The following is a 25,246-nucleotide window of genomic DNA, read 5'->3' on the forward strand; positions in this document are numbered from 1 at the left end:
GAAGATGGCAGCTGGCATCGGGCGTTCTGGGTGTCAGCTGTGACGACATGGATGCCCCACCACGCGACGATTAGGCGAACGGCAAGTGAGGTGAGTCACAGATGACATGGGTATGGGTACTTACCAGCGCAGGATTCATGGCCTGGGTCGTGGACTCGGCTCAGCGGCGCTGCGAACAGTGGGCCTACGAGTGTGACAAGGACTCCTGACGGTGTGGGAGATCGTCACCTCACACGGCGCGCGAGTGAGTGACGTTGCAACCGAAGACGACGCGCGGTGGCTACTTCACACGTTAGGTCTCACACAGCGCCTGGGCATCTACGAATATCAAGTATTTCCATACTCCGGGATACCCTTCACTGCCACGCTAAGGCACCGTTTGCCGCGGTGAGCGCACCATCTCTCTCACCTCCCCAATACATGCGCTTTGCCCGGCGCTACCGACGGTGCGGTAACCCTCAATTGCCCTCAGTAGTAGGTTCCCCCTTGCCGCGCTGAGCGTCCCACGCGGGCGTGATCAGTCGCTAACGAAGTACTAGACAGTCACCATCGCGAGGACCGACGCCACCGACCGCACCATGTGGCTTTGGGCTCGGTTAAGAGCACCAGGTGAAAGCTGCCGATCCGCACCTTCGACGTTGACCAGCACCGCCGATTTGCGCTGGCTCCCGGCTAAAGTTCGAAAAGGCCCTGTCTAGACGTGCACCACGGCGGCGTCCGGGCGCGCCATGATCAGCTGGCGTACCACGATGTCCCGGTGGCACGCCGCGTGATCCTGATCGAAGCACAGCAGTGCGACGACGCCGCCGTCCAGGAGCTCGGACACGTGGGCCAGTGCGTCGGTCGCCGCGGCGGTCTCGAGGACGCCGCGATACCGGGCGCGGGACTCCGGCTTGCCGGCGCGGAACCCGGCGCGATTGTCCTTCGGATTGCCCAGCGCGCGGTGGTGCACATAGCTGATTCCGACCGCCGCGAGGGCTTCGGCCAACTTGGACTTCGATAGCCCCGGCTTGCGACTCAACGGGGTCAGGCGCACGTCCACCAACACGCGCACGCCCTGTTCGAGCAGCTGGGCGACGAGATCGACGACGGTCTTCCCCTCATAGCCGATGCTCACCAGCGTCCCAATAGCGGCGACGTGCGCGGTGGTGTCAGCGGTGCCCATGGTCCCTATGGTGCAGACCCGGCCGCGGGTTCCTTCGCATCGTGTGCTGAGCTGCCACTACGGTCACTCCTACCACACCGGTGTCGTTGCGCTTTTGCTGAGTGGAATCGACTGGATCGCTGAACGCCACCCGAGTTTGCGATACCTCGTCCCTTTGGCGGCGATTCCGGTCAATTCTCACATTTTGAGTCGGTTTATCCGCTGGATTCTTTTCGTGTTGAGTGGGGTCCGGTCTTTCACCGGGGCGGCTGGATGGTTCGGCGCGGGTTCTGATCGTCGGTCAGGATCCGGCGACGCACGACGCCACATCGCGCGAGCATCCACTTTGGTGTCAGTTCATGAACATTCCACCGTCGACGTTGACGGCCTGTCCGGTGATGTACTGCGCCGCCTCAGAAGCCAGGAATAGCACCGCATTGGCGACATAGGATTCGCTCGCGGGAGGTTTCAGCGGGATGTCTTCGATCCATTTGGCGATCAACTCCCCCAGCTTGTCGTCGCCTAGCCGCCTGCCCCATTCACGGTCGTTGTATCCCCACATGTCGGTCTTGACGATCTCGGGGCAGTACGCGTTAACCCGAATGTTGTCCTTGGCGAGCTCCTTGGCGAGTGACTGGGTCAGCCCGACGACGCCGAATTTGCTTGCCGCATAAGCAGGTGTGTAGATGAAGCCCTGCCTGGCCGGGCCGCTCGCGGCGTTGAGAACACTTCCGCCCCCGGCGGCCGTGTGCAGCGGGAGAGCCTGTGGAGTGGCAGGGAACATTGCGGTCGTGTTGACGTCCAGACCCTTTTGAAGTCCGAAACACTGGTGTTCTCAGGCTCATTGATGGTGATGATTCCAGCGTTGTTGACAGGCTGTCGAGCCGGCCCCATGATTCGTTGATCACGGCGAACGCAGATACCGTCTGCTCGTCGTCGGTGACGTCCGTTTGCGAACCGTGGGCGTCGAAACCGTCCTCACGAAGTGCCTTAGCCGCCTGCTTGACGCGGTCGTCGCGATCGATCAAGAACACCGCAGCGCCTGACTCCGCGAAACCGCGCGCGATGGAGTAACCGATTCCCCGCGCAGCACCAGTCACCGCGACACTGCGTCCTTCGGAATGCCGCGATAGAGCGGGGAGCAATGGGTGCAGATGACAATTGGCCTACTTCTCCTTGGTTGAGTCGTCACGGTGGCGTGCGGGAGGTCTCGCGAGTCGGCGAGCTCGTGTCTTCGGATGTGCGCTGCACCGCCGGGCCCGTGTTCGTCCGGATCCGGCCGCACAGCGCCGCGCTGGACGCCCCTGCCGATCGCGTGTCGCGCGGGCGGCAACGGAGACCCGGCTCACCACGGCGTCGGCTGGTCGCCGAGCAGCGCCGCCTGCACTGCCGACGGGTCCCAGCCATTGCGCACCGCGTCGCGAAGCGCCACTGAGCGTTCGCGCCGCACCCCCCGACTGTCGAAGCGCCGCACGGTATAACAGCGGCCGCCGCCGCGACGCATCCATCCGCCGACGCGGCGGACTGATTCGCCGTCCCGACGGGAACCTGATATCGAAGGCGCAAGACAACGGCGCGCAGAATCCCCGATCTGGCGTTCACCGAGGCCAGACAATCGCTGAATAGCGGCGCGGTGGCAGGGTAGTACGGATGGGTGTTCCGCAACGGCGCGGCTCTCGTCGTTCTTCTTCTTCTCGCGGTTGCATGCGGCATGGACGCGTTTGGGCCGGGTGATCGCCCGCACCGCGAGGAGGCCGGACGCGTAACCGCGCCGGCTGATCGGTCGGCCGGACGGTTGCAGTCTCGGTTACAGCCGCCAACCGTGCCGCCGGCTCCGCCGGGGCTGCATAAGCTGAACTTCGGCGGCGGGCGTGACGGCTTGCTCTACGTGCCCACCACCTACCGTCCGGCCAATCCGGCGCCATTCATGGTGCTGTTGCACGGCGCCGGCGGCGACGCCCGCGGCGGCATCGACCCGCTACTGCCCTTCGCCGATGAAGCTGGACTGCTCCTGCTGGCGCCCGACAGTCGTGACACGACGTGGGACGTGATCGTGGGCTCCTTCGGGCCAGATGTCACGTTCATCGACCGGGCCCTTGCCCACGTGTTCGCCCGCTACACCGTCGACCCGACCCGCCTAGGTGTCGGCGGCTTCTCGGACGGGGGCTCGTATGCGCTCTCGGTCGGGTTGACCAACGGCGACCTCTTCACGCATGTGATCGCCTTCTCGCCGGGCTTCGCGGCGCCAGGCGAAGCGGTGGGGCAGCCGGACATCTTCATCACTCACGGAGTCTATGATCGGGTGCTGCCCATCGACCGGACCAGTCGCCGGCTGCACCTTCGATTGCAGCGCGATGGCCATCGCGTGGTCTATGAGGAATTCCCGGACGGCCACGTGGTGCCCACCGACCGCGCGAGGCGAGCACTCGACTGGTTCGTGCAATAGGCGCGCATGCGCGGGAGTGATCCCGTTGCGCAGGTCGCTCGCGCCGGGGGGTGCTCGAGTCGGTCAATACCGCCTGGGGTGGGTATCCCTTCCTGGATCCTGCCTGCGACAACGCGGACATACCCCATTCGGAGGGCGATACCCACACACCCGGCCAACCCAGTGGCCTGGCACCCACCCACACCCTCTGCGCACCTACTCCTCTGCCCTGCCTGTGCCCGCTTCCTGCACCTAGTGCCCTGCCTGCACACCCCTACTCCTGTGCCCTTACCTGCCTGCCTGTGCCCGCATCGCATTCGATTGGGTACCTGGTCAGCCCGGTCAAGACGCGGGAGACGGGGCTCATCGCGGCGGTGTTCTGATCGCGCCAGCCGTGTTGTTTTCTAGGAATGCACGTTTTGCGCGGACACCCTATTGGTTGCCCACGCAATAAGCCATCCCGCCTCGGCTACGGCGTCGATGAGATACGTCGGGCTGATCCGTCGTTCTGCCACGTACACCAGGTCGACGATGCCCAAGGTGGCGGCGCAACCCACTCCGATCCGACGGGCCTGCCGCACCTAGCCGGGTCGGCGGTGGCGGATATCTGCGTGGCCCCGATGCTCACCATCAATCCGGCAACGGTGCAGATCAGCCACCGGTCAACCTTGGGGCCCAGCACAGTCTCGAAGCTACGCATATGGGCTAACGGCCAAGGCCACCGAGAAGGTTGAACGCGCCCCGAATCCGCGGGCAGCAAGAATGGTGCAGTGGCGGGTGGGTTAGGTGTCGCAGTTGAGCGAAACCGTGATCGACTTGCTCAGCACGACAGTTTCGACCTTACGGTTGGTGTCATGCCCGGTGACGATCGTCTGGGTGATGGTCCGCGCATTTCGGACATCGATAACGGTGCAGTCGTTGAGTGGTCCACTGCCGACGCGGTCGATGACGACGTTGTAACCCTCGGACTTGAGTTCTCCGATGGTCTGTTGGGCATTCCCGGGCGTGGTCGGCTCCGCCGACGCCACAACCGACGGCGCCCACAGGACCCCGAACATCGCGATCATAGCCGCGACGCTCCCCCGCCGGTGCATGACAATCCCAACCTCTCAAGGCTGCATTTATGTGAAGCACCGAAAGCCCGACGCCGCGGCGTCATTTCCGTTGCGATAGAGACAGCCTAATCCCGGGTTGCAGACGGTGTAACCAGCGACGTCGGCCATCCGGTGCACCGTTGATCGCCGTGCCGCTGGGCGCAACGATGACGTCTCTGCTCTTCGACGTTGGGTTTAAAAAAGTCATCACCGCAACCGATTGATCGCGGTCGACTGGCTGCGACAACACCTACCGTGTGGGCCGGGGTGGCCAGGCTAACACCAGGACCGGCCCTAGCCACACGATGTTGCGATGCGGTTGCGGAAAGCTTGGATAGGCATTCCCGCGCACGCCGAGATCAGCGCCAGGCCTCCTACATCTCGAATGCCGCAACCAGACCGTGGAGCCCGCCCTCCGGCCCGCCGCCGACATCATCGACTGGTCACTGACCGGTACCCGAATCGGTGACCGCAAAAAGCCCCTCGCCGACAAGACGATCCATCGCATCGAACAAGGCATCCGCCGCTACTGGCAGCCGCTGCTGGTCCCCACCGAAGGCCGCGACGGCAAGCGTGCCACCCCGGCGAGCCCGCCCGCCCGCACGATGACCTCCAGGGCCGAAACGTGCTTTATTCCGTAGCAGGCGATTTGTAGCGTTCATGTGGCCGCCGACTCTTGGGGTGAGTACCGCGCTCAATCCTCAAACGCGTGGACGTTACCCCTGACTGCCGAGAGCTACCGACCGCCAGCTCTCGATCGGCGTCACAACTTCGAGGAGGCCTCACCCAGGGTAGATCCGCGACGCTCGGAACCCTTAATGTGCATGAGCCGCCTGCGGTCGGACGTCGACCTCGTAGTGTTTACGAATAAGGGCGTTATAGTGCTTGCTCTCAAAGACACTGAGCTCGCCGGGCTGATCGCAGCCTCCGGAATTTTGGATAGCTGATGGGATAAGCCCAGGCGCACCCTAACGCCGCGGCGCCGGGCGGTTCACCACGGTGCCGCGCCGGTATCGGTTCAGCCGAAGCGTTGCGTTCCGCGCTATACGCCCTGCCGCAGTTCCGCCTCGGCACGGTGCCAATTCTCCTGGTCTGTCCCGCCTTCTCCGGAATGCGAGATATGGTAGGCGCGTTCGGCGATCATCTCGTGCGAGAACATCGGCACCATGGCGCTCTTCGTCGCCTTGCCGGTGACCGGCTTTTTCGTCCTCGCTGGCTTGTCCCCCTGCTCCGCAGCTTTCTTCGACGGTGCGCGGCGGGTGGTCGGCTTCTCCGTCCCGGCTTCCATCTTGGTCCCCTTCGCTGCCATACCGGTGCTCCTCCTCATGTGCGATCAAGCCGAGGCGTCGATACCCTGCTCGGCCCGTGTTCATTCTTCCCCCGCGGCTCGAGTTCATCGGTCACGGTGCGTGCGTGTCGCGGCTGAGTGTCATCCGAGGCGATCGCTAGAGGCGGCTTGGAGTATCACGAGCGGCGCCCACTAGGGAGACGACCTAGCGATCACAGTCTCGAATGGTCGAATCGCTGGCATGGACGAGGAGCCAGCAACTCTCGACGTCGGAATAGGAATGAACCGCGAGCTAGTCGGACGCGGAAACGGTGCTCGATTCCGCCAAACCGTTCTCAATTGCCTCGCCGCCCACCATCCCGGGGTCACGTTGCGCGCAGTCGTGCAGAGCTGGAACGAGCGCAAGCTGAGGCTCACCCGCCGCCTCGGCTTCCAGTGCACAGGTGAGTTGGTTGTGGTCCAGGGCGACCGGCCAGTGTCCTACCGAATCGTTCGGAGGCGAACAGAGTTCGCCAAGCCGGGCGCCCTCGGACGAATATCAAGCGGCGTAGTGGATTGTGGATCTATGCGAACGCCCCTCAGATCGGTCAAAGGGTCACGGCGGACTACGCGTGCCTCGGTGTGGGGTGCACCGGGCAGTTGAACGTAGATCGGTTCGGCCAGACCTTCACTTACGTGATTGTTTGTGACGAGGTGTTCGACGTCGTACAGGAACTCAGGGCGTCGTTCCCGAAACCGTTCTCAACGTTCCCAAACCAAAATGACCACCAGTTTGCACTGGCGGCCATTTGCCCTGGTCAGAGACCACTGCTTTAGTAGCGGGGACAGGATTCGAACCTGCGACCTCTGGGTTATGAGCCCAGCGAGCTACCGAGCTGCTCCACCCCGCGTCGGTAAACGCAAGGTTACCCAACGCGGGCGCCGACTCCAAATTGCGGGTCGTGCATCCGGTTGTCGAGCCACTCCTTGAGTACATCGGCGGGCAGCGGCGGGCTGTGGACGTGGCCTTGAGTGATATTGCAGCCGTACATCCGCAGGGCATTGAGGGTGTCCACGTCCTCGACGCCCTCGGCGACCAGATCGGCACCGAGGCTGTGCGCAAGGGCCACCGTCGACCGCACGATCGCGATCGATCGTGGGTCGTTGGCCAGCCGTGCGACAAAGACCCGGTCGAGCTTGAGTTCGTCGACGGACAAGTCCTGGAGCCGCGCCAACGATGACCAACCGGTTCCGTAATCATCGATCGAGAGCCGGATTCCGAGTTGTCGCAATGCGGCGACGGTGTTGCGGGCGCGGTGCGAATCCGTCGTCAGCGTGCTCTCGGTGATCTCGAGGATCAGCGTCTCGACAGGAATCTGATGGGTGCGCAACAGCCGTGTGATGGTGCCCACCAGGTCGAGATCGAGCAGGTTCGTTGTGCTGAGGTTCACAGCGAGGGTCAGCGCGATACCGTCGTCGCGCCACGCCCGGATCTGCGCCAGCGCGATGTCCAGCACCCGTGTTGTCACCGGCCGCATCAGCCCCGCTCGCTCAGCGGCCGGTAGGAACTGGTCGGGCAGCAGCAGTCCGCGAGTCGGGTGATTCCACCGCACAAGCGCCTCGACACTGTGGACCTGCTCGTCGGCGGCGCTGATCTTGGGCTGGTAGTGACAGATCAGCTGGTCGGTGTGCAGGGCGGTCCGCAACGCCTTGACCAGTCGGTCACCGCTGTTCGTGGGCAGGTCGACGGCCTGGTGGTAGACAGCGATCCTGCCGACCGACGTGCGCGGGTGCACGATGGTGGCCTCGGCCCTGCTCAGCAGTTGTTCCGGCTGCGCGCAATGGTCCGGGCACAGCGCGATCGCGACGCGAACGTCGGCCCGCACGGTGATGTGGTCGAGGGCGAAAGGTTCACGAAGCGCCTCGACCAGACAACCCGCGTGAGCCCTGGCAGTGGTCAGGTCCAGCGGTCCCGTCAGCAGGACAGCGAATTCGTCTGCGCCCGTGCGAACGAGCAAGTCTCCCTGACGGACTGAATTCGACAACCGGTTCGCGATGCGACGTAGCAACTCGTCGCCGATACCACGGCCGAGCGAGTCGTTGATCTCGCCGAATTGGTCGACGTCCAACAGCAGCAGGCCGAGCCGTGACCGGGGCAGCTCGCTGCCTTCGGGCGCGCGCTCGAACGCTGCTGCCGTCAGCGCGGTCGCCAGTGCCCGGCGGTTGGCCAGCCCGGTCAGCTCGTCTGTCATGGCCTGCTGGTGGCCTTGTGCCATGGCGCTGACGTCGCGGAACGTCACCGCGAAACGGACGGCGACCGCGATCAGGGTCACGGCGGCGAGCGCCACCGACAGGCGATCCCCGAAGGCGGAGACCGACACCCCGAGCGCCAGGACGGCACATATCACCGGGGCCGCGAAGGACCCGAGCCCCGGTTTCGCGCGCAATACCGCAGTCGCCGACGGGCTCCAGCTGGCCAACGCCAACAACAGGTACGCCGCGGGCCAGCCCGCGTCGATCCAGGTGCCCTCCACATAGGCACCCTCGGCGGTCCGGAACAGGTAGAAAGCGTCGGCGACCGCCCACACGACGAATCCCGCCACCAGCAATCCCCACCGCAGGTCGGTGCGCCAGCCGAGGAGGGCGAGCACACCGCCTGCGAGGGCAAGCATCACGAGATCGCCCGCCGCATAGGCCAATCCGACGTAGACGGTCGCCGGTGACCCGACAGCAACGGCCCTGATCGGGCCGAATGTGAGCGCGGCGGATATTGCCGCGACCGTGCATCCGACGACGAGGCCATCGAGCACGATCGCGGTCGGCACCCTCCGCAGGTTTGTCCGCACCAGCAGCAGTAGTCCGGCGTAACCGAGCGGGTAGAACGCGAGATAGAGCGGATCGGCCAGCGAGGGCGACGCACCCTCGGGTACCCACAGCGCATACACGACGTCGCCAAAGCCCGAGATGGCCATCCCCGCCCCGATCAGGGCCCACGCCCACCGTTCGTAGGGGACTCGCCACGCCCGGGCAAGGACGACCGCCGCCGTCGCCAACATCAACGTGTCATACAACCAACTGTCAAGCAGCACACTGCGACCCGGATGGTCGCGGAGGAATGTCGAAATCGTGAACACGACCAGACCGATCGCCAGCACAGCCAGTGCCCACCGGACCGCCGACGGCAGTCGCTGCCCGCGCGGTGTAGACGTGGGCTGGTCCTGGGCTACCGGCATGTCGTCGGTGGGTGGCCGATCGGGGGGTGCCGAGCGTCCCGGCATCTCGCACGGATTGGGCAGGCCCGGCACGAAGCTCCGGACACATCCACCGCCGCTGCGCTTCGCCGCGTACATCGCGAGATCGGCCTGCCTGAGCAGGTCGTCGACGGTCGTCAGGCTCGGATCGTCAGTGGCCAGGGTCAGTCCGATGCTGGGCCGCACCGTTACCGCGACCCCGTCCAGAACGATGGGCGAGCCGAAAACATCGAGGATCCGGTCGGCTGCGGCCAGCGCCTGGTCCACCGAGGCCTCCACGAGCACTGCGAACTCGTCGCCGCCGAGCCTGGCCACCGACTCCGACGCACTCAGACAGTTCGACAGCCGTCCGGCGACCCGGACGAGCAATTCATCGCCCGCGGGATGGCCGAGGTCGTCGTTCACGGTCTTGAAGTTGTCGAGATCCAGGCATAGCACCGCCAGCGGGCCCGCCTCACGCCGGCGCACCGCGCGTTCGAGTCGGTCCAGGAACTCCGTCCGGTTGGGCAGGCCCGTCAGCTGGTCGTGGTATGCCAGTTCGGCGACATCGGACAGCAGGTGCCGGTTCTCGTCGAGCACGACGAACTGGCGTACCAGCGTGATGGTGACCAGAAGAAAAGCCAGAATGAGCAATACGAAACCGATCTGGGGGAGCACCCGACCGAACCAGATACCGACCGCGAAGACCAGCGGCAGATACGGCAGCCACAGGCGCACGCGCGGTGCTATCGGCAGCGACTGGCCGCGGGGTTCGCGGACACCCGACAGCGCCGCGAGCGCCACCAACCCGAAGGCGACGAAGCGCGCCAGATCGATGATGTGGTCGGCGCGGGCCCCGTCCACCATCGCCAGGTAGGTCAGGGCGAAGTCGGCGACGGCCATCAGCCCTACGCCCGTGGCCAGGAACACCAGGCTCGGGCGGCGGGCCGGCACCGCGCCGGCGAACACCAGGGTCGCGACCGCGAAGGCCGCGGCGTCGACGATCAAGTAGGTCAGCGAAACGGCGATGGTCAGGCTCGAATGGTTGCCCGCGTGGAAAACGCGCTCGAGCAGAGCCACCCAGGCCAGGATGATCACCGAGATGGTCACGATCAGGCCGTCGAGGACCTGGCGGATTCGCGCCTTTCGGCTGATGGCGGTGGGCAACCACAACCACAGCAACGCCACCACCGCGCAGACCGGAAAGAGCAGAAACGCGACGTCCGCGGTCGACGGGCCGGGAAACGGATCGATTCCCAACCAGGTCTCGAAGTAGCTCCAGACGGCCGCGCCGAGCGCCCACACCAACAGACCCGCGGTGAGAACGAGCCAGCCGCGGCGCTCGCGGGCCCCGGACGATCGAGCCGCCCATCCGGTGCATCCGGCGGCGATGAGCGCACCCATCAGCGAAGCCACATCGCCGACGAGGTGCGTGGCGAACGCACCGCCCCAGCTTTGCCCGATCCACACCGCAGCGACGATTGCCAGCACCGGGATAATCGCGCCAACCGCAATCTGGCCACGAGTCGGCTGCCGTCGAGGCATCCCTGCCGGACGTGTCGTCCGTACGTCGCTCACCGCCATACCGCCGCCGTTCCAGCGAGACCTTTCCTATCCACTTTGGACCACGCACACCCGTCGTGTGGCCGAAAAAGGCGATCATGCCTGCTGGCAACCGCAGGCGGCAACGGGCGACGTGGCCGACGGACGGCGAAGGCCGTCGGCAGGTGCCGTCAGTAGCTGCGCGGGCCGAGGCAATCGAGCCACGGCGGGGCGCAGGTTACTCGGCGCTGTTGACTACTTGGCGCTGCGGAACTTGTTCATCGCGTCGTCCAGACGCTGCAGCGCCTGCCCGTAGTCGGCGAAGTCACCGCTCTGCTGGGCTTGGCGCACACCGTTCAACGCGGTCTCCACCTCTTGCAGTGCGGCGGCTTTGGCCGTCGACAACTGCACCGGCCCGCCTGGTCCCGGGGGCACGGCAGCCGGCGTCGGCACCTCCGGTATTGCCTGATTCGCCGGCGGCTGGGCCGCCGGTGGCTGACCGTCGGATGGCGCGGCGGCCGGCGGGCCGTTCGGCAGATCCGTCGGCGCCGGACCCGTCGCCGTGGCATCTGCCCCGGGACCGAATATCTCTTTGAGCGCATCACGCACGGTCGGGCCGTATCCAACCTTGTCGTTGTACATCATCGCCACGCGGATCAGGCGTGGATACGACGATGCCGCGTCGCTGGCGCCCGGCGAGGCGTACACCGGCTCGACGTAGAGCAGACCACCATCGGCGAGCGGAAGAGTCAGCAGGTTGCCCCACCGGATCCGGTTCTGATTGTCACGGCCGATGACGCCGAGGTCCTGGCTGACCGCCGTATCGGTGGTGATCGCGTTGTTGGCCAGCTTCGGACCGTTGACCTGGCCCGGGATGGTCAGCACCGTGATCTTGCCGTAGGTGTCGGGATCCGAGCTCGCGCTGATATAGGCAGCCAGGAAGTCACGACGGAACCGGTTCATCGCGCTCGTCAGCTGGAAGGACGCCGAATTGTCTTCGTTGGCAAGATCTGTGGCGACGATGTAGTACGGCGGCTGGTAGCTGCTCGCGGTGGGGTTCGGATCCAGCGGAACATCCCAGAAATCTGAGGTGGAGAAGAACGTCACCGGATCGTCGACGTGGTATTCGGCCAGCAACGAGCGCTGTACCTTGAACAGGTCCTCGGGGTAGCGCAGATGCTGCTGCAATTCCGGCGTGATGTCGCTCTTGGGTTTGACCGTGCCCGGGAACACCTTCATCCACGCCTGTAGCACGGGATCCTGCTCGTCCTGGGCGTACAGCGTCACGGTGCCGTCGTATGCGTCGACGGTCGCCTTGACGGAGTTGCGGATATAGGAGACTTGCTTGTCGGGCGCCAGCCGGTTGACGGCCACCTCGTTGGAATCGGCCGTGGCGCTCGACAACGTCGTCAAGTCCGAATACGGGTAATTGTCCAGCGTGGTGTAGCCATCGACGATCCACACCATCCGCTTGTTGACGATCGCCGGATACACGCTGGTGTCGGCGGTCAGCCACGGGGCGACGGCCTCTACCCGCTCGGTTGGGTCGCGATTGAACAAGATCTTGCTGTTCGACCCGATCACGTTGGAGAACAAGAAATTCCGCTCAGCGAACTTGGCGGCGAACACCGAGCGGGTCAGCCAGTTACCGATCGGGACACCGCCGGCCCCGCCGTAGGTGTAGTTCTTGGTCTCGGTGTTGGTCTCGTAGTCGTATTCGCGGTCGGCACCGTTCTTGCCGACGATCGCATAGTCCGCCGCCGCGCCGGCGATCACGGGGCCGAAGTAGACCCGCGGCTGATCCAACGGCGCGGGACCCGGCGAGATTACGCTGCCGTTTGCGCCCACCACGCTGGCCAGGAACTCGGGGTATCCGCCGTTCTGGTTGGGGTCGTTGGCAATACCACGCACCGTGTTGGCGGGTGAGGCGATGAAGCCGTTGCCGTGGGTGTAGACGGTGTGCCGGTTGATCCAGTCACGCTGGTTGTCGATCAGCCGGTCCGGGTTCAGCTCGCGCGCAGCCACCACGTAGTCACGGAGGTTGCCGTCGGGACCGTTGTAACGGTCGATCGCCAGCTGGTCCGGGAAGAAGTAGAAGTTCTTTCCCTGCTGGAACTGAGTGAACGCCGGGCCGACGATGGTCGGGTCGAGAAGCCGGATGTTGGACGTGGTCGCGCGGTCGGAGGCCACCTGCTGTGCGGTAGCCGGGGCGTTACCCGGATAGTTGCGGTACGTGACGTCCTTTTCCGTCAACCCGTAGGCCTGCCTGGTCGCGGCGATACTTCGGCTGATGTATTCGCTTTCCTTCTGCGCCGCGTTGGGTTTGACGCTGATCTGCTCGACGATCAACGGCCAGCCGGCACCGACGATCAGCGACGACAGCAGCAGCAAGACCACGCCGATCGCCGGGATCCGCAGGTCACGCAACACAATCGCGGAAAAAACCGCGATGGCGCAGATCACCGCGATGGCCATCAGGATGAGCTTGGCCGGCAACACGGCGTTGATGTCGGTGTAGCCCGCCCCGGTGAACGGTTTGCCCCCGCGGGTGTGGCTGAGCAGCTCGTAGCGATCCAGCCAGTACGCGAACGCCTTCAACAGCATCATCGTGCCGACCAGCGTGATCAGCTGGATGCGGGCTGCGCGGCTCAGCGCCCCGCTGCGCCCGGACAGCCGGATGCCACCGAACAGGTAGTGGCCCAGCAGGTTTGCGATGAACGCCAGGAACGCCGCCACGAACAGGTAGCTCAGCACCAGCCGGTAGAAGGGCAGGTCGAACGCGTAGAAGCCGAGGTCTTTACCGAACTGCGGGTCGGTGATTCCGAAGCTGCCGCCGTGCAGGAACAGCTGCACGCGCACCCAGTAGCTCTGCGCAACGACGCCTGCGAAGAAACCGATGACACCGGGAACGCCGATGCCGACCAGGCGCAGCCGCGACATCACCGCGGTGCGGTAGCGGGCGACCGGGTCATTGGGACCGTTGGTGGGGACGAACACCGGCCGGCTGCGATATGCCAGCGCCAGACCGGCGAACACGATCGCGGAGATGAACAGCCAGACGGCCAGGAACACCACGAGGCGGGTGGCCAGCTTGGTGGTGAACACCGAACGGTAGCCGAGTTCGCCGAACCACAGCCAGTCGACGTAGGCGTCGACGAGGCGTGGCCCGATCAGCAACAGCAGCACGACGGCCAGGGCGACTGCAATCAGTACCCGGCTACGACGTGTCAGCTTCGGCATTCTCGCCGCGGGCCGCATACCCACTCGTTAACTCCAGTCTCGCGGTTCTCCAACGTCGTGTTGACGTGAGACAACTCTACGCATCGCCCGTGCGGGGTCGGCTCAACAACGGGGAGGTTCGCCACCGGCGGAAATCGCGTGCAGGGCGTCCACCGCCGCGCCCAGGGTATCCACCTTGACCAGTTCCAGGCCGTCCTCGTGCGCGTCTTTGGCCTCGTCACAGTTGTCGGTGGGCACCAGGAACACGGTGGCACCCGCCTCTTTCGCGGCCATCATCTTGTGGGCGATGCCGCCGATCGAGCCGACCTTTCCGTCGCTGGAGATGGTCCCCGTGCCTGCGACGAACTTGCCGTCGTTGAGGTCGCCGGTGGTGAGCTTGTCGACGACCGCGAGGCTGAACATCAGCCCGGCCGACGGCCCGCCGATGTTGGCCAGGTTGAACTGGATGGAGAACGGTGCCCACGGCGCATCGAGGACGGCCACCCCCAGATATCCGTAGTCGCGGTCCGGGTTGGTGCCCAGCGTGACGGTCGCGATCCCCGCCGGTGCGTTTTTCCTCCGGTAATCGATCACCAGTGAATCACCGGGTTTGGTGGTCTTCAGCAGGCCGGTGAATTCGTCGAGGTTGGCCACCGGTTTGCCGTTGACGGCGTCGATCGCGTCGCCCGGCTTCAGCTTTCCCGCCGAGGGGCCCGAATCGCTGACCGTCTCCACGGTGACCGCCGACGGGTACTTCAGGTAGCCGAGCGCCGCGTACTCGGCGCTGTCCTCCGATTGCTTGAAGTCGGTCGTGTTGGCCTTGTCGATCTCGTCTTTCGACTTGTCGGGCGGATAAACCAGATCCCGGGGAACCAGCTGCTCACGACCCGACGCCCACAGCACCAGCGACTGGCCCAGGGTCAGCGCGTCGCGCTGGGACACCGTGGTCATGTTGAGGTGTCCCGAGGTCGGATGCAGATCGGCGCCCTCGATGTCGACGACCTGCTTGCCGTCCACCTCACCGAGGGTGTTGAACGTCGGACCGGGGCCCAGGGACACGTACGGCACCGTCACCAATGACAGCAGCACACCGAAGGCCAGGATGGGCACCAGGGCAACCATCAGCGTCAGAATCCGCCTGTTCACGCCGCCAACAGTAAATGTTGGCGATGGGGTTCACTCACAGCGTGACCCGCTTGCCCGCGGTGCGGGCAACCTGTGAGTACCGTTGGGGGTATGGCTGACCTGCCTTTCGGCTTCTCCTCCGGGGACGACCCCGAGCACGACAAGGGCAAAAAGGACCCCGATTCGGGCTCTGACCCGTTCGGCACGGGCGGCGCCGGTTTCGACATGTCCGAGCTGGGTCAGATCTTCACCAAGCTCGGGGAGATGTTCAGCGGCGCGGGCAACGTGATGGGCGGCGGCCAGCAGTCCGGGCCAGTGAACTACGACCTCGCCCGCCAGCTGGCGTCGAGCGCGATCGGGTTCGTCGCTCCGGTTCCTGAGAAGACGAGCGCCGCGATCGCGGATGCCGTGCGGCTTGCCGAGACCTGGTTGGACGGCGCCACCCCACTGCCCGCGGGCACCACCAAGGCGGTGGCATGGACGCCCACCGACTGGATCGACAACACTTTGGACACCTGGAAACGGCTGTGCGATCCGGTGGCCGAACAGATCTCGACAGCGTGGGCTTCGGCACTGCCCGAGGAAGCCAGGAGCATGGCCGGGCCGTTGCTGTCGATGATGTCGCAGATGGGCGGCATGGCCTTCGGTTCTCAGCTCGGTCAGGCGCTCGGCAAGTTGTCACGAGAAGTATTGACCTCCACCGATATTGGGCTACCACTGGGTCCGAAGGGGGTCGCCGCGCTGATGCCGGAGGCCGTCGAGTCGCTGGCCGAGGGCCTCGAACAGCCCCGCAGCGAGATCATGACCTTCCTGGCGGCCCGCGAAGCCGCCCACCACCGGCTGTTCAGCCACGTGCCCTGGCTGGCCAGCCAGCTACTCAACGCCGTCGAAAGCTTCGCCAACGGCATGAAGATCGACATGACCGGCATCGAGGAGTTCGCGCGCGGGTTCAATCCGGCGTCGCTGGCCGATCCCTCGGAGATGGAGCAGCTGCTCAATCAGGGCATTTTCGAACCCAAGGCCACCCCGGAGCAGACTGCAGCACTGGACCGGCTGGAGACACTGCTGGCGCTCATCGACGGCTGGGTGCAGACCGTTGTCGCCGACGCACTGGGAGAGCGCCTCCCGGGCGCCGCAGCGCTGAGCGAGACGCTCCGCAGGCGGCGCGCTACTGGCGGGCCCGCCGAGCAGACGTTCGCGACGCTGGTCGGCCTTGAGCTGCGGCCGCGCAAGTTGCGTGAGGCCGCGGTGCTGTGGGAGCGGCTGACGCAGGCCGTCGGCGCCGACGCGCGCGACGCGGTCTGGCAGCACCCGGACCTGCTGCCCCGCTCCGAGGACCTCGATGAGCCCGCCGGCTTCATCGACCGAATGGTCGGCGGCGACACCAGCGGCATGGACGACGCGATCGATCGAGCGATCGCCGATCTGCAAAAGGGCGACGAAGAAGGCGGGGGCGCTACCGACGGCCCCACCGGCGACTCCAAGGAATGACCCGACCTCGCGGTTGAACCATTTCCGTCGCAAGCGCCGTTTCTCTCAATCGCGGTGAACCGATCCCGTTCCGCTCGAGAGGAGAAGGCAATTTCGCAGAGCCAATCTGACGGCGACCACAACACCGACCTGCATCAGCAAATGATGGCCATGGCGCGGGGGTACATGGTCAGCCAGACCATCCGCACCACTATCGAACTGTCGATACCCGACCACCTCGCCGAGGGGCCGCTGACCGCTGCCGAGGTCGCCGAACGGGAAAGCAGCGCGCCCGCCACCACCTACCGACTGATGCGTGCCTGCGTCACGCTCGGACTGGTCACCGCCGATTCCGACGGCCGGTTCCACGGCACACCTCTGCTGGATACGTTGCGAAGCGATGCGCCCCGCTCGATCCGCAACTGGGTGATGGCCATGACCAATTCCGCACACTGGCTGACTTGGAACAGTTTTGGAGAGTCGGTGCGGAGCGGACACAGCCAGGCGCGGAACGCGCTCGGGATGAGCTTTTTCGACTATCTGGAGCAGCATCCGGCGCAGGCCGCAGAGTTCTCTGCCGGGATGTCGGCGGGCACCGCGATGTGGGGTCAAAATCTCGCCGACGCCATCGACACCACCGGAATCCGACGGGCCGTCGACGTCGGCGGGGCCAACGGCGCACTCCTGTCCCGGCTTCAGGAAGCCAACGCCGAGTTACAGGGCGTGGTGTTCGACCGGCCCAACATCGCGGAGAGCGCCAAAGCGATGATCGCAGAGAGCGCTTACGCGTCGAGGACCGACGTCGTCGGTGGCGATTTCTTCGAGTCGGTGCCATCTGGTGATCTCTATCTGCTCAAGTTCATCCTTCACGATTGGGATGACGAGAGCTGCGTCAAGATCCTGCGCAAGTGCCGCGAGGCGATGGCACCCGACGGCCGGATCGCCATTATCGAGTTGATCATCGGTGACGACAACAACCCGGGCACCGCGGCGATGATGGACCTCAACATGCTCGCGTGCGTCAATGGCCGCGAACGGTCGCTGGAGGAGTTCGACGTGCTGCTGGAGCGGGCCGGTCTGCGGCGGACCGGGGTGCGGACGACGGGCGCGCCCCAGAGCGTGATCGAGGCCATCGCCGCCTGAGGCCTGTGGATAACCTGGCCGCGCTCATCGGGATCGATGGCACAGTCGTCGAATGACGCGCTACGCGCTCGATCCGGCGACGCCCGTATTGCTACGGCCCGATGGCGCAGTCCAGGTCGGTTGGGACCCGCGCCGTGCGGTACTGGTGCAGCCGCCGCCGGGGTTGACCGCCACCACGCTGGCCGACCTGCTGCGCACCATACAGTCGGGAGCCACGCTGGCAGACCTCAAGGCGGCGGCGGGCCTTCGCGGACTGGCCGGCGACTCCGCGATCACCGCGCTGATTTCCTCGCTGGTCGACAGCGGTCTGGTCCGGATCGTCGGGCACAGGCGTGGCCGCTCCGCGTCCATCCGCATCCATGGCCGTGGGCCGCTGTCGGATCTGCTGGCCAGTGCACTGCGTTGTTCGGGTGCCCGGATCACCCAGAGCAGCCAGACCCACGCGGGCGCCTCCGCTCAGCACACGGATCTGGTCGTGCTGTCGGACAATCTGGTGGCCGACCCGCGGGTGGTGCGCGAGGTACACGGCGCGGGCATCCCGCACCTGCCGGTCCGGGTTCGCGACGGATCGGGCCTGGTTGGCCCACTGGTCATTCCGGGCGTGACGAGCTGCCTGGGCTGCGCGGACCTGCACCGCAGTGACCGAGACGCGGCGTGGCCGGCGGTCGCGGCGCAACTGCGCCACTCGGTCGGTACCGCCGACCGTGCCACCCTGCTGGCGACCGCTGCACTGGCGCTCAACCAGGTCGACCGGGTGATCCATGCGGTATCCGGCACCGGCGCCGACCGGCACCAGCAGGCGCCGGCCACGCTGGACACCACGCTCGAATTCGACGTCGATGTCGGTGCCGTGGTCGCGCGCCGCTGGTCACGACATCCCAGATGCCCGCAGTGCAACCGGTGACATCGATCGTGTCCAAGACGTTGGAGCGCGGTCAGGAACGTCATGGATGATGGTCTGGTGACGGACATCAAACGGGGCCGGGCCGCTCGTAACGCGAAGCTGGCGAGCCTGCCCGTCGGCATGGCGGGTCGGGCCGCGCTGGGCTTCGGCAAGCGGCTGACCGGCAAGTCCAAGGACGAGGTCAGCGCCGAGCTGATGGACAAGGCCGCCCAGCAACTGTTCACCGTCCTCGGTGAGCTCAAGGGCGGCGCGATGAAGGTCGGCCAGGCGCTCTCGGTCATGGAGGCGGCCATCCCAGAGCAGTACGGCAAGCCCTACCGCGAGGCACTGACCAAGCTGCAGCGGGAGGCTCCGCCGATGCCCGCGGCAAGGGTTCATCGGGTACTCGACGCGCAGCTGGGCACCAAGTGGCGCGAGCGGTTCACCGAGTTCGACGACACCCCGGTCGCGTCGGCCAGCATCGGGCAGGTGCACAAGGCCGTGTGGTCGGATGGTCGCGAGGTCGCGGTCAAGATCCAGTACCCGGGCGCCGACGAGGCGCTCCGCGCCGACCTGAAAACGATGCAGCGCATGGTGAGCGTGGCCAAGCAGCTGGCCCCTGGCGCCGATGTGCAGGGCGTGGTGGACGAGCTCATCGAGCGCACCGAGATGGAGCTGGACTACCGGCTGGAGGCCGACAATCAACGGGCCTTCGCCAAGGCCTACGAGAACCACGCGCATTTCGTGGTGCCCCACATCGTGGCCAGTGCACCCAAGGTGGTGGTCCAGGAGTGGATCGAGGGCATTCCGATGTCCCACATCATCCGTGACGGCACCCAGGAACAGCGCGATCTGATGGGTACCCGGCTGTTCGAACTGACTTACGACGCGCCGCGGCGGCTCGAGATGATGCACGGCGACGCACATCCCGGGAACTTCATGCTGCTGCGCGACGACAAAATGGGTGTCATTGATTTCGGTGCAGTGGCACCGATGCCCGGCGGCATCCCGGTCGAAATCGGCCAGGCGACGCGCTATGCGCTCAACGACGACTATGACAACCTGCTGACGACCATGCAGAAAATCGGGTTCATCCAAAAGGGTGAGCAGGTGTCGAAGCGCGATATGGACGACATGATGCGCCAGTACGTCGAACCCCTCCAGGTCGAGGTCTTCCACTACACGCGGAAATGGCTGCAGAAGATGACCGCGGTCAACATGGACAGGTCGGTGGCGCAGATCAAGGCCGCGCGACAGATGGACATTCCCGCCAAGCTGGCGATACCGATGCGGGTCATCGCGTCGAATGTCGCGATCTCGTGTCAGCTCGACGCGCACATCCCGACCAAAAGACTTGCCACGGAACTGATCCCGGGCTTCGCTGACGAAGCGGCCTGACGGACGCAGCACCCTGCCGGGGAATGCCCGGCAGCGCTTACGCGGCTGCCGGATTTTCCTCGGTGTTCTTGCGCGGCCGTCCCCGCGGGCGCTTGCGCGCGATGATCATGCCTCTTTCGATGATCTCGCCGCCCCAGACGCCCCACGGTTCTTGGCGTTCCAGCGCTGCGGCCAGGCACTGGCGCCGGATCGGGCAATCCGTACACAGCGCCTTGGCGCGTTCGAGGTCGACGGGGTTCTCGGCGAACCACAGGTCCGGATCGCCGATGTGACACGGCACCGCCAGCCTTTGACGACATGTCCTCGATGGGACGCTCTTCGCCGGAGCGCTCATCGCAACTGACATGGCTCGTACCTCTGCTTCCTGGTCGTTGTTCGTCGTCCATCTGTCTTCTGATGGATCCCTGACCAGGTCTTCGGTGTCCGAATGACTTAAGGCCACGGATCCTTGACTGCGGTTCCGTGGCCTTTGGGCTAAATCGGGGCTCTCTAGATAGTGCCCCGATCCACGGACGGTCCAGTCGCGGTGGTGGTGCGGCGCTTGGGCTGCGGCGGAATGGCGGCGGCGGCACCCGCGGCGGCGTGCACCATGAAGGCGGGATGCGCCGCGGCGGCGGCGGTGTGCGGGGTCCGCGACATGCCGGCAACGCCTACGCCGGTGAACGCATTGATGCTCAACATGATCTCGGGCCCCTCCTCTCCCATGACAAACACACAGCTGGTGTGATCTTGAGGCTAAGCCTAACAGGCTGCACTGACAAACGATTTTCTGACCTGCGGTTTTGGCGCGATTTTTACGATGATTGGCGGCCCTTGACCATGGCCAGCACATCGGGGCCGAACTGTTCGAGCTTGCGTGCACCGATGCCGGGAATGGCGACCAGCCCGGCGTCGTCGACTGGCAATGTCTCGGCAATCGCGATCAACGTGTTGTCGGTGAACACGACGTAGGCCGGCACGCTCATTTCCTTCGACGTGCGCAACCGCCAGTCCTTGAGCTCGGCGAGCAGCCCCTCGTCGATGTCGGACGGACACGTCTCGCAGCGACGCAACATGATCGAGGCGGGCGTGGTCAGCGTGTCGTTGCAGACGCGGCAGCGCGGCGTGGCACCCCGCGCTCGGCGCGGCCGGTTCGGGGCGTCCCCACGCTGCGAGTGCGGGGCGATGCCGTTGAGAAACCGCGACGGCCGCCGGGTCTGGCGGCCCCCCGGAGCACGGGCCAAGGCCCAGCTGAGGGCCAAATGTACTCGTGCCCTTGTGATTCCGACATAAAACAGCCGACGCTCCTCTTCGACCGGCTCGCTGTCGGGGCCGTGCGCCAGCGCGTGTGAGATCGGCAGCGTGTTGTCGGCCAGTCCCACCAGGAACACCGCATCCCATTCCAGGCCCTTGGCTGCGTGCAAGGAGGCCAACGTGACGCCCTGCACGACGGGGGGATGTCGCGCGTCGGCGCGCTGGCGCAATTCCGCGACCAGGGCGCGAAGGTCCAGCGACGGCCGCGCCGCCACTTCTTCGTCGACGAGTTCGGCGAGCGCCACGAGTGCCTCCCACCGCTCACGGGCCCGGGTACCCGCGGGTGGATCGGCCGTCAGTCCCAGCGGCTCGAGCAGCGCGCGGACGACCTCGGGTACGACGGCGGCTTCCTCGGCGGCACCGCGTTCGGCCGCCCTCTGCAAAGCGAGCAGCGCCTGACGAATCTCCTGACGGCTGAAGAAGCCCTCCCCGCCGCGCACTTGAAAGGCGACGCCGGCTTCGGTCAGCGCTTCCTCGTAGACCTCGGACTGGGCGTTGATCCGGTACAGCACCGCGATCTCCGATGCCGCGGTGCCGGACTCGATCAGGTTCTTGATCTTCTTGGCCACCGCGGTCGCCTCGGCCACCTCGTCAGCGTGCTCGGCGAAGGTCGGTTCGGGACCGGCGTCACGCTGGCCGACCAGATGCAGCTTGCTGCCCGCCATCCGGCCCCTGGCGGCAGCGATGACGCGGTTCGCAAGCGAGACCACCTGGGGCGTGGAACGGTAGTCACGCTCGAGGCGCACCACCGCCGCGTCGGGAAACCGGCGCGAGAAGTCGAGCAGGTATCGCGGGGTGGCGCCGGTGAACGAGTAGATGGTCTGGTTGGCGTCACCGACCACGGTGAGGTCGTCACGGTTTCCCAGCCACGCGTCGAGCACCCGCTGCTGCAGGGGGGTGACGTCCTGGTATTCGTCGACGACAAAGCAGCGGTAGCGGTCGCGGAACTCCTGTGCGACGGCAGCGTCGTTCTCGATCGCGGCGGCCGTGTGCAGCAGCAGGTCGTCGAAGTCCAGCAGGGCCGTACCGTCCGTGCGGGCCTTGAGTTTCTCGTATCCGGCGTAGACCGCCACGATCTTGGCGGCGTCGAACGGAATGTCACGGCCGATCTGCGCCACGGCCCCGGCATAACCCTCCGGACTGATCAAAGACGCCTTGGCCCATTCGATTTCACCGGCGAGGTCCCGCACGTCATCGGTGCTCGTCGACAGGCCGGCGCGGTTGGCGGCCTGTGCAACGACCGAGAACTTGGTGTCGAGCAACTGCCACCCGGTGTCGCCGACCACACGCGGCCAGAAGTACTGCAGCTGGCGGCGGGCCGCCGCGTGGAACGTCATGGCCTGCACGGATTCCGCGGACACCCCGGCTCCTCCCTCGCCGAGGGCGCGGAGTCGGCCGCGCATTTCCCCCGCTGCCCGCGCCGTGAACGTCACCGCCAGCACCTGGCCCGCGGCGACATGCCCGGAGGCGACGAGATGGGCGATGCGGCGGGTGATGGTGCGGGTCTTTCCGGTGCCCGCACCGGCCAGTACACACACCGGTCCGCGGGCCGCCAGGACGGCTTCGCGCTGCTCGTCGTCGAGATCGTCGAGAAGTCGCGACGAACCAAGGGCCCCTACCGGCATGCGCTCCATCATGTCAGCGCGGGCCGACAAATCCGGGGCGCGGCCGCGGGCATGTTGGCGCCGTCCGTTATGTTGAACGGCCTATGAGTGCTGCGAAGTCTTCCGGCGTGACGATGTACACCACCTCGTGGTGCGGCTACTGCTTCCGCCTGAAGAAGGTTCTCAAGGCCGAAGGCATCCCGTTCGCCGAGGTAGACATCGAAACCGACCCCGCTGCGGCCGAGTTCGTGGCATCGGTCAACGGTGGCAACCAAACCGTGCCGACGCTGAAGTTCGCCGACGGCACCACCCTGACCAACCCGAGTGGGGCCCAGGTGAAGGCGAAGCTCGCCGGCTGATCAGTCCAGTGCCGCCCACGATTCGATGATCTCGCGGGCGATCGAAATCGATCCGGGCAGCAGCAGCCGCGACGGGGAATCGGTGCTCCAGTCGCCGTCGGCGAGCGCGTCGCGGACCTCGGCCCGAGTGAACCAGCCGGCTTCGGCGATTTCGCCGTCGTTGAACGAGAACTCCTGCTCCGGGTCGCCGATGGCGTGGAAACCGACCATCAGTGAGCGCGGGAAGGGCCACGGCTGGCTGCCGAGGTAGGTGACATTCGACACGGTAAGCCCGACCTCCTCGGCGATCTCGCGAACGACGCACCCCTCGAACGATTCACCCGCCTCGACGAAGCCGGCCAGCAGCGAGAACAGGCGCTCGGGCCACACCGTCTGGCGGGCGAGCACGGCGCGGTCGTGGCCGTCGTGCACCAGGCAGATCACGGCCGGGTCGATTCGGGGAAACTCCTCGTGTCCGTTGGTCGCGTTGACCCTCGACCAGCCGCCCTTGATGGGCTTCGTCGGCGCGCCGTCGACCGCGCTGAATCGCGCGCTGTCATGCCAGTTCAGCAGAGCCGTCGCGGTCGCGACCAGCTGCGCGCTGACGTCGTCGAAGATCTGACCGGCCCGGCGCAGGTCGAGCACCTCGGTTTCGATGTGCGGATCGTCGGGGCCTTCCAGCGCGGCGCGAATCGCCCACACATGTCGCCCATCGGCGAGCCGACCCAGGAAGACGGCGTGCTCGGGCGGTTTGTCGCCCATCTTGGCGGCCTTGCCGAGTACGACCTGGCCCCCCGCGATCAGAACCTGACTGCGCCGGTCCACCCGCAGCACCAAGGCGTCTGGCCAGCCGGTGATAGCGGCGTCGACGTCGGTGCGCAGCGCGTCGGCGCGGTCGGCACCGACCCGGGACAGCAGCGGGACCTTGCGGAGCTGAAATCCTGATGTCATCGGTCGGCATCCGCGCTGCGCACGTACAGCAGCCGGTCGCCGAGTTCCACCGCGTCGACCTGGGGGTCGTCTGTCCTGAGCAGCTTTCCGTTGCGGACCACGCCGAGCACGATGTCGTTGAGGTGGCGCGGCGAACCACCCACCTCCTTGGGGGTGACTTCCCGTTCGGCGATGGCGAATCCGGCGTCCGGGGTCAGAAGATCTTCCATGACCTCGACAACGCTCGGGGTCTGCACCGCTATGCCCAGCATGCGGCCGGCGGTCTCGGAGGTCACCACGGTCGAGTCGGCGCCGGACTGGCCCAGCAAATGCTGATTCTCGGCCTCCCGGACCGCGGCGATGATCTTCGCCTTGGGTGCAAGTTCGCGGGCGGTCAGCGTGACCAGCACGGCGGTGTCGTCACGGTTGGTCGCCACGATGATCGCCTTGGCGTGCTGCGCGCTGGCCAGCCGCAACACCTCGGAGTCGGTCGCGCTACCGCGGACGGTGACCAGCCCGGCACTCTTGGCGCGCTCGAGTGCGACCGGGTTCTCGTCGACGACGACGATGTCGGCCGGCGCCACCTCGTCGCCGACCATCGCCGCTGCCGCGGCCCTCCCCTTGGTGCCGTAACCGACGACCACGATGTGGTTGCGCACTCTTCTCCTCCATCGCTGGATTTGGTAGACCTGCCGCGACTGCGTCGTGAGCGTCTCGACCGTCGTACCGATCAGCACGATCAGGAAGGCGATGCGCAGCGGCGTGATCACCAAGACGTTGACGAGGCGAGCCTCGGGACTGAACGGGGTGATGTCGCCGTATCCGGTCGTCGACAGCGACACCGTCGCGTAATACAGGCAGTCCAGGAACGACAGCTGGTTGTCCTGGACGTCGCGGTAGCCATCGCGGTCCAGGTAGACGATCAGCACGGCGGCGAACAGCGCCGCCGTGGCGTAGATGACCCGGGTGGTGATACGCCGGGCAGGGCTGACCTCTTCGCTGGGAATCTGCACCCGGTCGGTGATCGCGTGAATGGGACGATCGGCCAGCGACTCGTCGAACCTGCTGAGCCGACGTCGCAGTCTTCCCTTAGCCACGAGGGCCTGTCATCGCATCGCGCCGCCGCACCCGCACAATGTAA

Annotated in this window: 19 protein-coding genes, 1 tRNA gene and 1 pseudogene; 7 read left to right on the forward strand and 14 right to left on the reverse strand. The window is 65.9% G+C overall.

All coding sequences use genetic code 11. The features are described 5' to 3' along the window. Window positions 1-694: 694 nt before the first annotated feature. The 3 genes and pseudogenes from ACVWWN_RS32995 to ACVWWN_RS33005 all read right to left on the reverse strand — a co-directional run. Entirely contained in the window at window positions 695-1,165 is a 471-nt protein-coding gene (locus ACVWWN_RS32995; RefSeq protein ID WP_457147603.1) for a DUF488 domain-containing protein, read from the reverse strand. Window positions 1,166-1,496: 331 nt separating this feature from the next. Beyond that, complete coding sequence (locus ACVWWN_RS33000; protein WP_457149368.1) at window positions 1,497-1,949, reverse strand: SDR family oxidoreductase; 453 nt, start codon at window positions 1,947-1,949, stop codon at window positions 1,497-1,499. Window positions 1,950-2,016: 67 nt separating this feature from the next. Beyond that, window positions 2,017-2,244: pseudogene (locus tag ACVWWN_RS33005) on the reverse strand (SDR family NAD(P)-dependent oxidoreductase); the annotation flags it as partial. Window positions 2,245-2,966: 722 nt separating this feature from the next. Here ACVWWN_RS33005 and ACVWWN_RS33010 point away from each other — a divergent pair. Then, complete coding sequence (locus tag ACVWWN_RS33010; RefSeq protein ID WP_457147604.1) at window positions 2,967-3,590, forward strand: alpha/beta hydrolase; 624 nt, start codon at window positions 2,967-2,969, stop codon at window positions 3,588-3,590. A 761-nt stretch (window positions 3,591-4,351) separates the two neighbouring features. Here ACVWWN_RS33010 and ACVWWN_RS33015 read toward each other — a convergent pair. Next, window positions 4,352-4,636 carry a hypothetical protein gene (locus ACVWWN_RS33015; RefSeq protein ID WP_457147605.1) on the reverse strand — a complete coding sequence of 95 codons (285 nt, stop codon included), beginning with the start codon at window positions 4,634-4,636 and terminating at the stop codon, window positions 4,352-4,354. Between the two features lie 428 nt (window positions 4,637-5,064). On the opposite strand from ACVWWN_RS33015, the gene ACVWWN_RS33020 reads away from it, so the two are divergent. Continuing rightward, window positions 5,065-5,304, forward strand: a complete 240-nt coding sequence (locus ACVWWN_RS33020; RefSeq protein ID WP_457147606.1) for a hypothetical protein — start codon at window positions 5,065-5,067, stop codon at window positions 5,302-5,304. A 401-nt stretch (window positions 5,305-5,705) separates the two neighbouring features. On the opposite strand, the gene ACVWWN_RS33025 is transcribed toward ACVWWN_RS33020, so the two are convergent. The 5 genes from ACVWWN_RS33025 to ACVWWN_RS33045 form a co-directional block, all read right to left on the reverse strand. Then, window positions 5,706-5,972, reverse strand: a complete 267-nt coding sequence (locus ACVWWN_RS33025; protein WP_457147607.1) for a DUF2934 domain-containing protein — start codon at window positions 5,970-5,972, stop codon at window positions 5,706-5,708. Between the two features lie 795 nt (window positions 5,973-6,767). Then, window positions 6,768-6,841: transfer RNA gene (locus ACVWWN_RS33030), tRNA-Met, on the reverse strand. Window positions 6,842-6,856: 15 nt separating this feature from the next. Further along, a complete protein-coding gene (locus tag ACVWWN_RS33035) occupies window positions 6,857-10,705 on the reverse strand; it encodes a diguanylate cyclase domain-containing protein (protein ID WP_457149369.1) in 3,849 nt (1,282 codons plus the stop codon). Window positions 10,706-10,957: 252 nt separating this feature from the next. Continuing rightward, window positions 10,958-13,966: a UPF0182 family protein gene (locus ACVWWN_RS33040; RefSeq protein ID WP_457147608.1), complete on the reverse strand. Its 3,009-nt coding sequence runs from the start codon at window positions 13,964-13,966 to the stop codon at window positions 10,958-10,960. 78 nt (window positions 13,967-14,044) lie between these two features. Then, window positions 14,045-15,067 (reverse strand): YlbL family protein, encoded by a 1,023-nt coding sequence (locus tag ACVWWN_RS33045; RefSeq protein ID WP_457147609.1) that lies wholly within the window; start codon window positions 15,065-15,067, stop codon window positions 14,045-14,047. A 72-nt stretch (window positions 15,068-15,139) separates the two neighbouring features. Here ACVWWN_RS33045 and ACVWWN_RS33050 point away from each other — a divergent pair, with 72 nt between their 5' ends. From ACVWWN_RS33050 to ACVWWN_RS33065, 4 genes are read left to right on the forward strand one after another with little or no spacing between them, the layout of a single operon-like run. Next, window positions 15,140-16,537, forward strand: coding sequence for a zinc-dependent metalloprotease (locus ACVWWN_RS33050; RefSeq protein ID WP_457147610.1), 1,398 nt, complete (start codon window positions 15,140-15,142; stop codon window positions 16,535-16,537). Between the two features lie 54 nt (window positions 16,538-16,591). After that, on the forward strand, window positions 16,592-17,659 hold the full coding sequence (locus ACVWWN_RS33055) for a methyltransferase (protein ID WP_457147611.1): 1,068 nt from the start codon (window positions 16,592-16,594) through the stop codon (window positions 17,657-17,659). A gap of 52 nt (window positions 17,660-17,711) precedes the next feature. Beyond that, window positions 17,712-18,563 carry a TOMM precursor leader peptide-binding protein gene (locus ACVWWN_RS33060; RefSeq protein WP_457147612.1) on the forward strand — a complete coding sequence of 284 codons (852 nt, stop codon included), beginning with the start codon at window positions 17,712-17,714 and terminating at the stop codon, window positions 18,561-18,563. 42 nt (window positions 18,564-18,605) lie between these two features. Next, on the forward strand, window positions 18,606-19,940 hold the full coding sequence (locus ACVWWN_RS33065; protein ID WP_457147613.1) for a macrolide-binding ATPase MABP-1: 1,335 nt from the start codon (window positions 18,606-18,608) through the stop codon (window positions 19,938-19,940). Between the two features lie 37 nt (window positions 19,941-19,977). Here the strand turns inward: ACVWWN_RS33065 and ACVWWN_RS33070 are convergent, their stop codons facing one another. The 3 genes from ACVWWN_RS33070 to ACVWWN_RS33080 form a co-directional block, all read right to left on the reverse strand. After that, window positions 19,978-20,286, reverse strand: coding sequence for a WhiB family transcriptional regulator (locus tag ACVWWN_RS33070; protein ID WP_457147614.1), 309 nt, complete (start codon window positions 20,284-20,286; stop codon window positions 19,978-19,980). A gap of 143 nt (window positions 20,287-20,429) precedes the next feature. Then, a complete protein-coding gene (locus ACVWWN_RS33075; protein ID WP_457147615.1) occupies window positions 20,430-20,645 on the reverse strand; it encodes a hypothetical protein in 216 nt (71 codons plus the stop codon). An 89-nt stretch (window positions 20,646-20,734) separates the two neighbouring features. After that, window positions 20,735-22,858, reverse strand: coding sequence for an ATP-dependent DNA helicase UvrD2 (locus ACVWWN_RS33080; RefSeq protein ID WP_457147616.1), 2,124 nt, complete (start codon window positions 22,856-22,858; stop codon window positions 20,735-20,737). Between the two features lie 83 nt (window positions 22,859-22,941). On the opposite strand from ACVWWN_RS33080, the gene ACVWWN_RS33085 reads away from it, so the two are divergent. Further along, window positions 22,942-23,196, forward strand: a complete 255-nt coding sequence (locus ACVWWN_RS33085; protein ID WP_457147617.1) for a mycoredoxin — start codon at window positions 22,942-22,944, stop codon at window positions 23,194-23,196. On the opposite strand, the gene nudC is transcribed toward ACVWWN_RS33085, so the two are convergent. Next, on the reverse strand, window positions 23,197-24,126 hold the full coding sequence (gene nudC / locus ACVWWN_RS33090; RefSeq protein WP_457147618.1) for an NAD(+) diphosphatase: 930 nt from the start codon (window positions 24,124-24,126) through the stop codon (window positions 23,197-23,199). Then, the gene (locus ACVWWN_RS33095) at window positions 24,123-25,202 is read right to left on the reverse strand and encodes a potassium channel family protein (RefSeq protein WP_457147619.1); all 1,080 of its coding nucleotides are present in this window, start codon (window positions 25,200-25,202) and stop codon (window positions 24,123-24,125) included. The genes nudC and ACVWWN_RS33095 overlap by 4 nt, the downstream gene beginning before the upstream one ends. Window positions 25,203-25,246 lie beyond the last annotated feature (44 nt).

The sequence above is a fragment of the Mycobacterium sp. URHB0021 genome, from assembly GCF_054057895.1.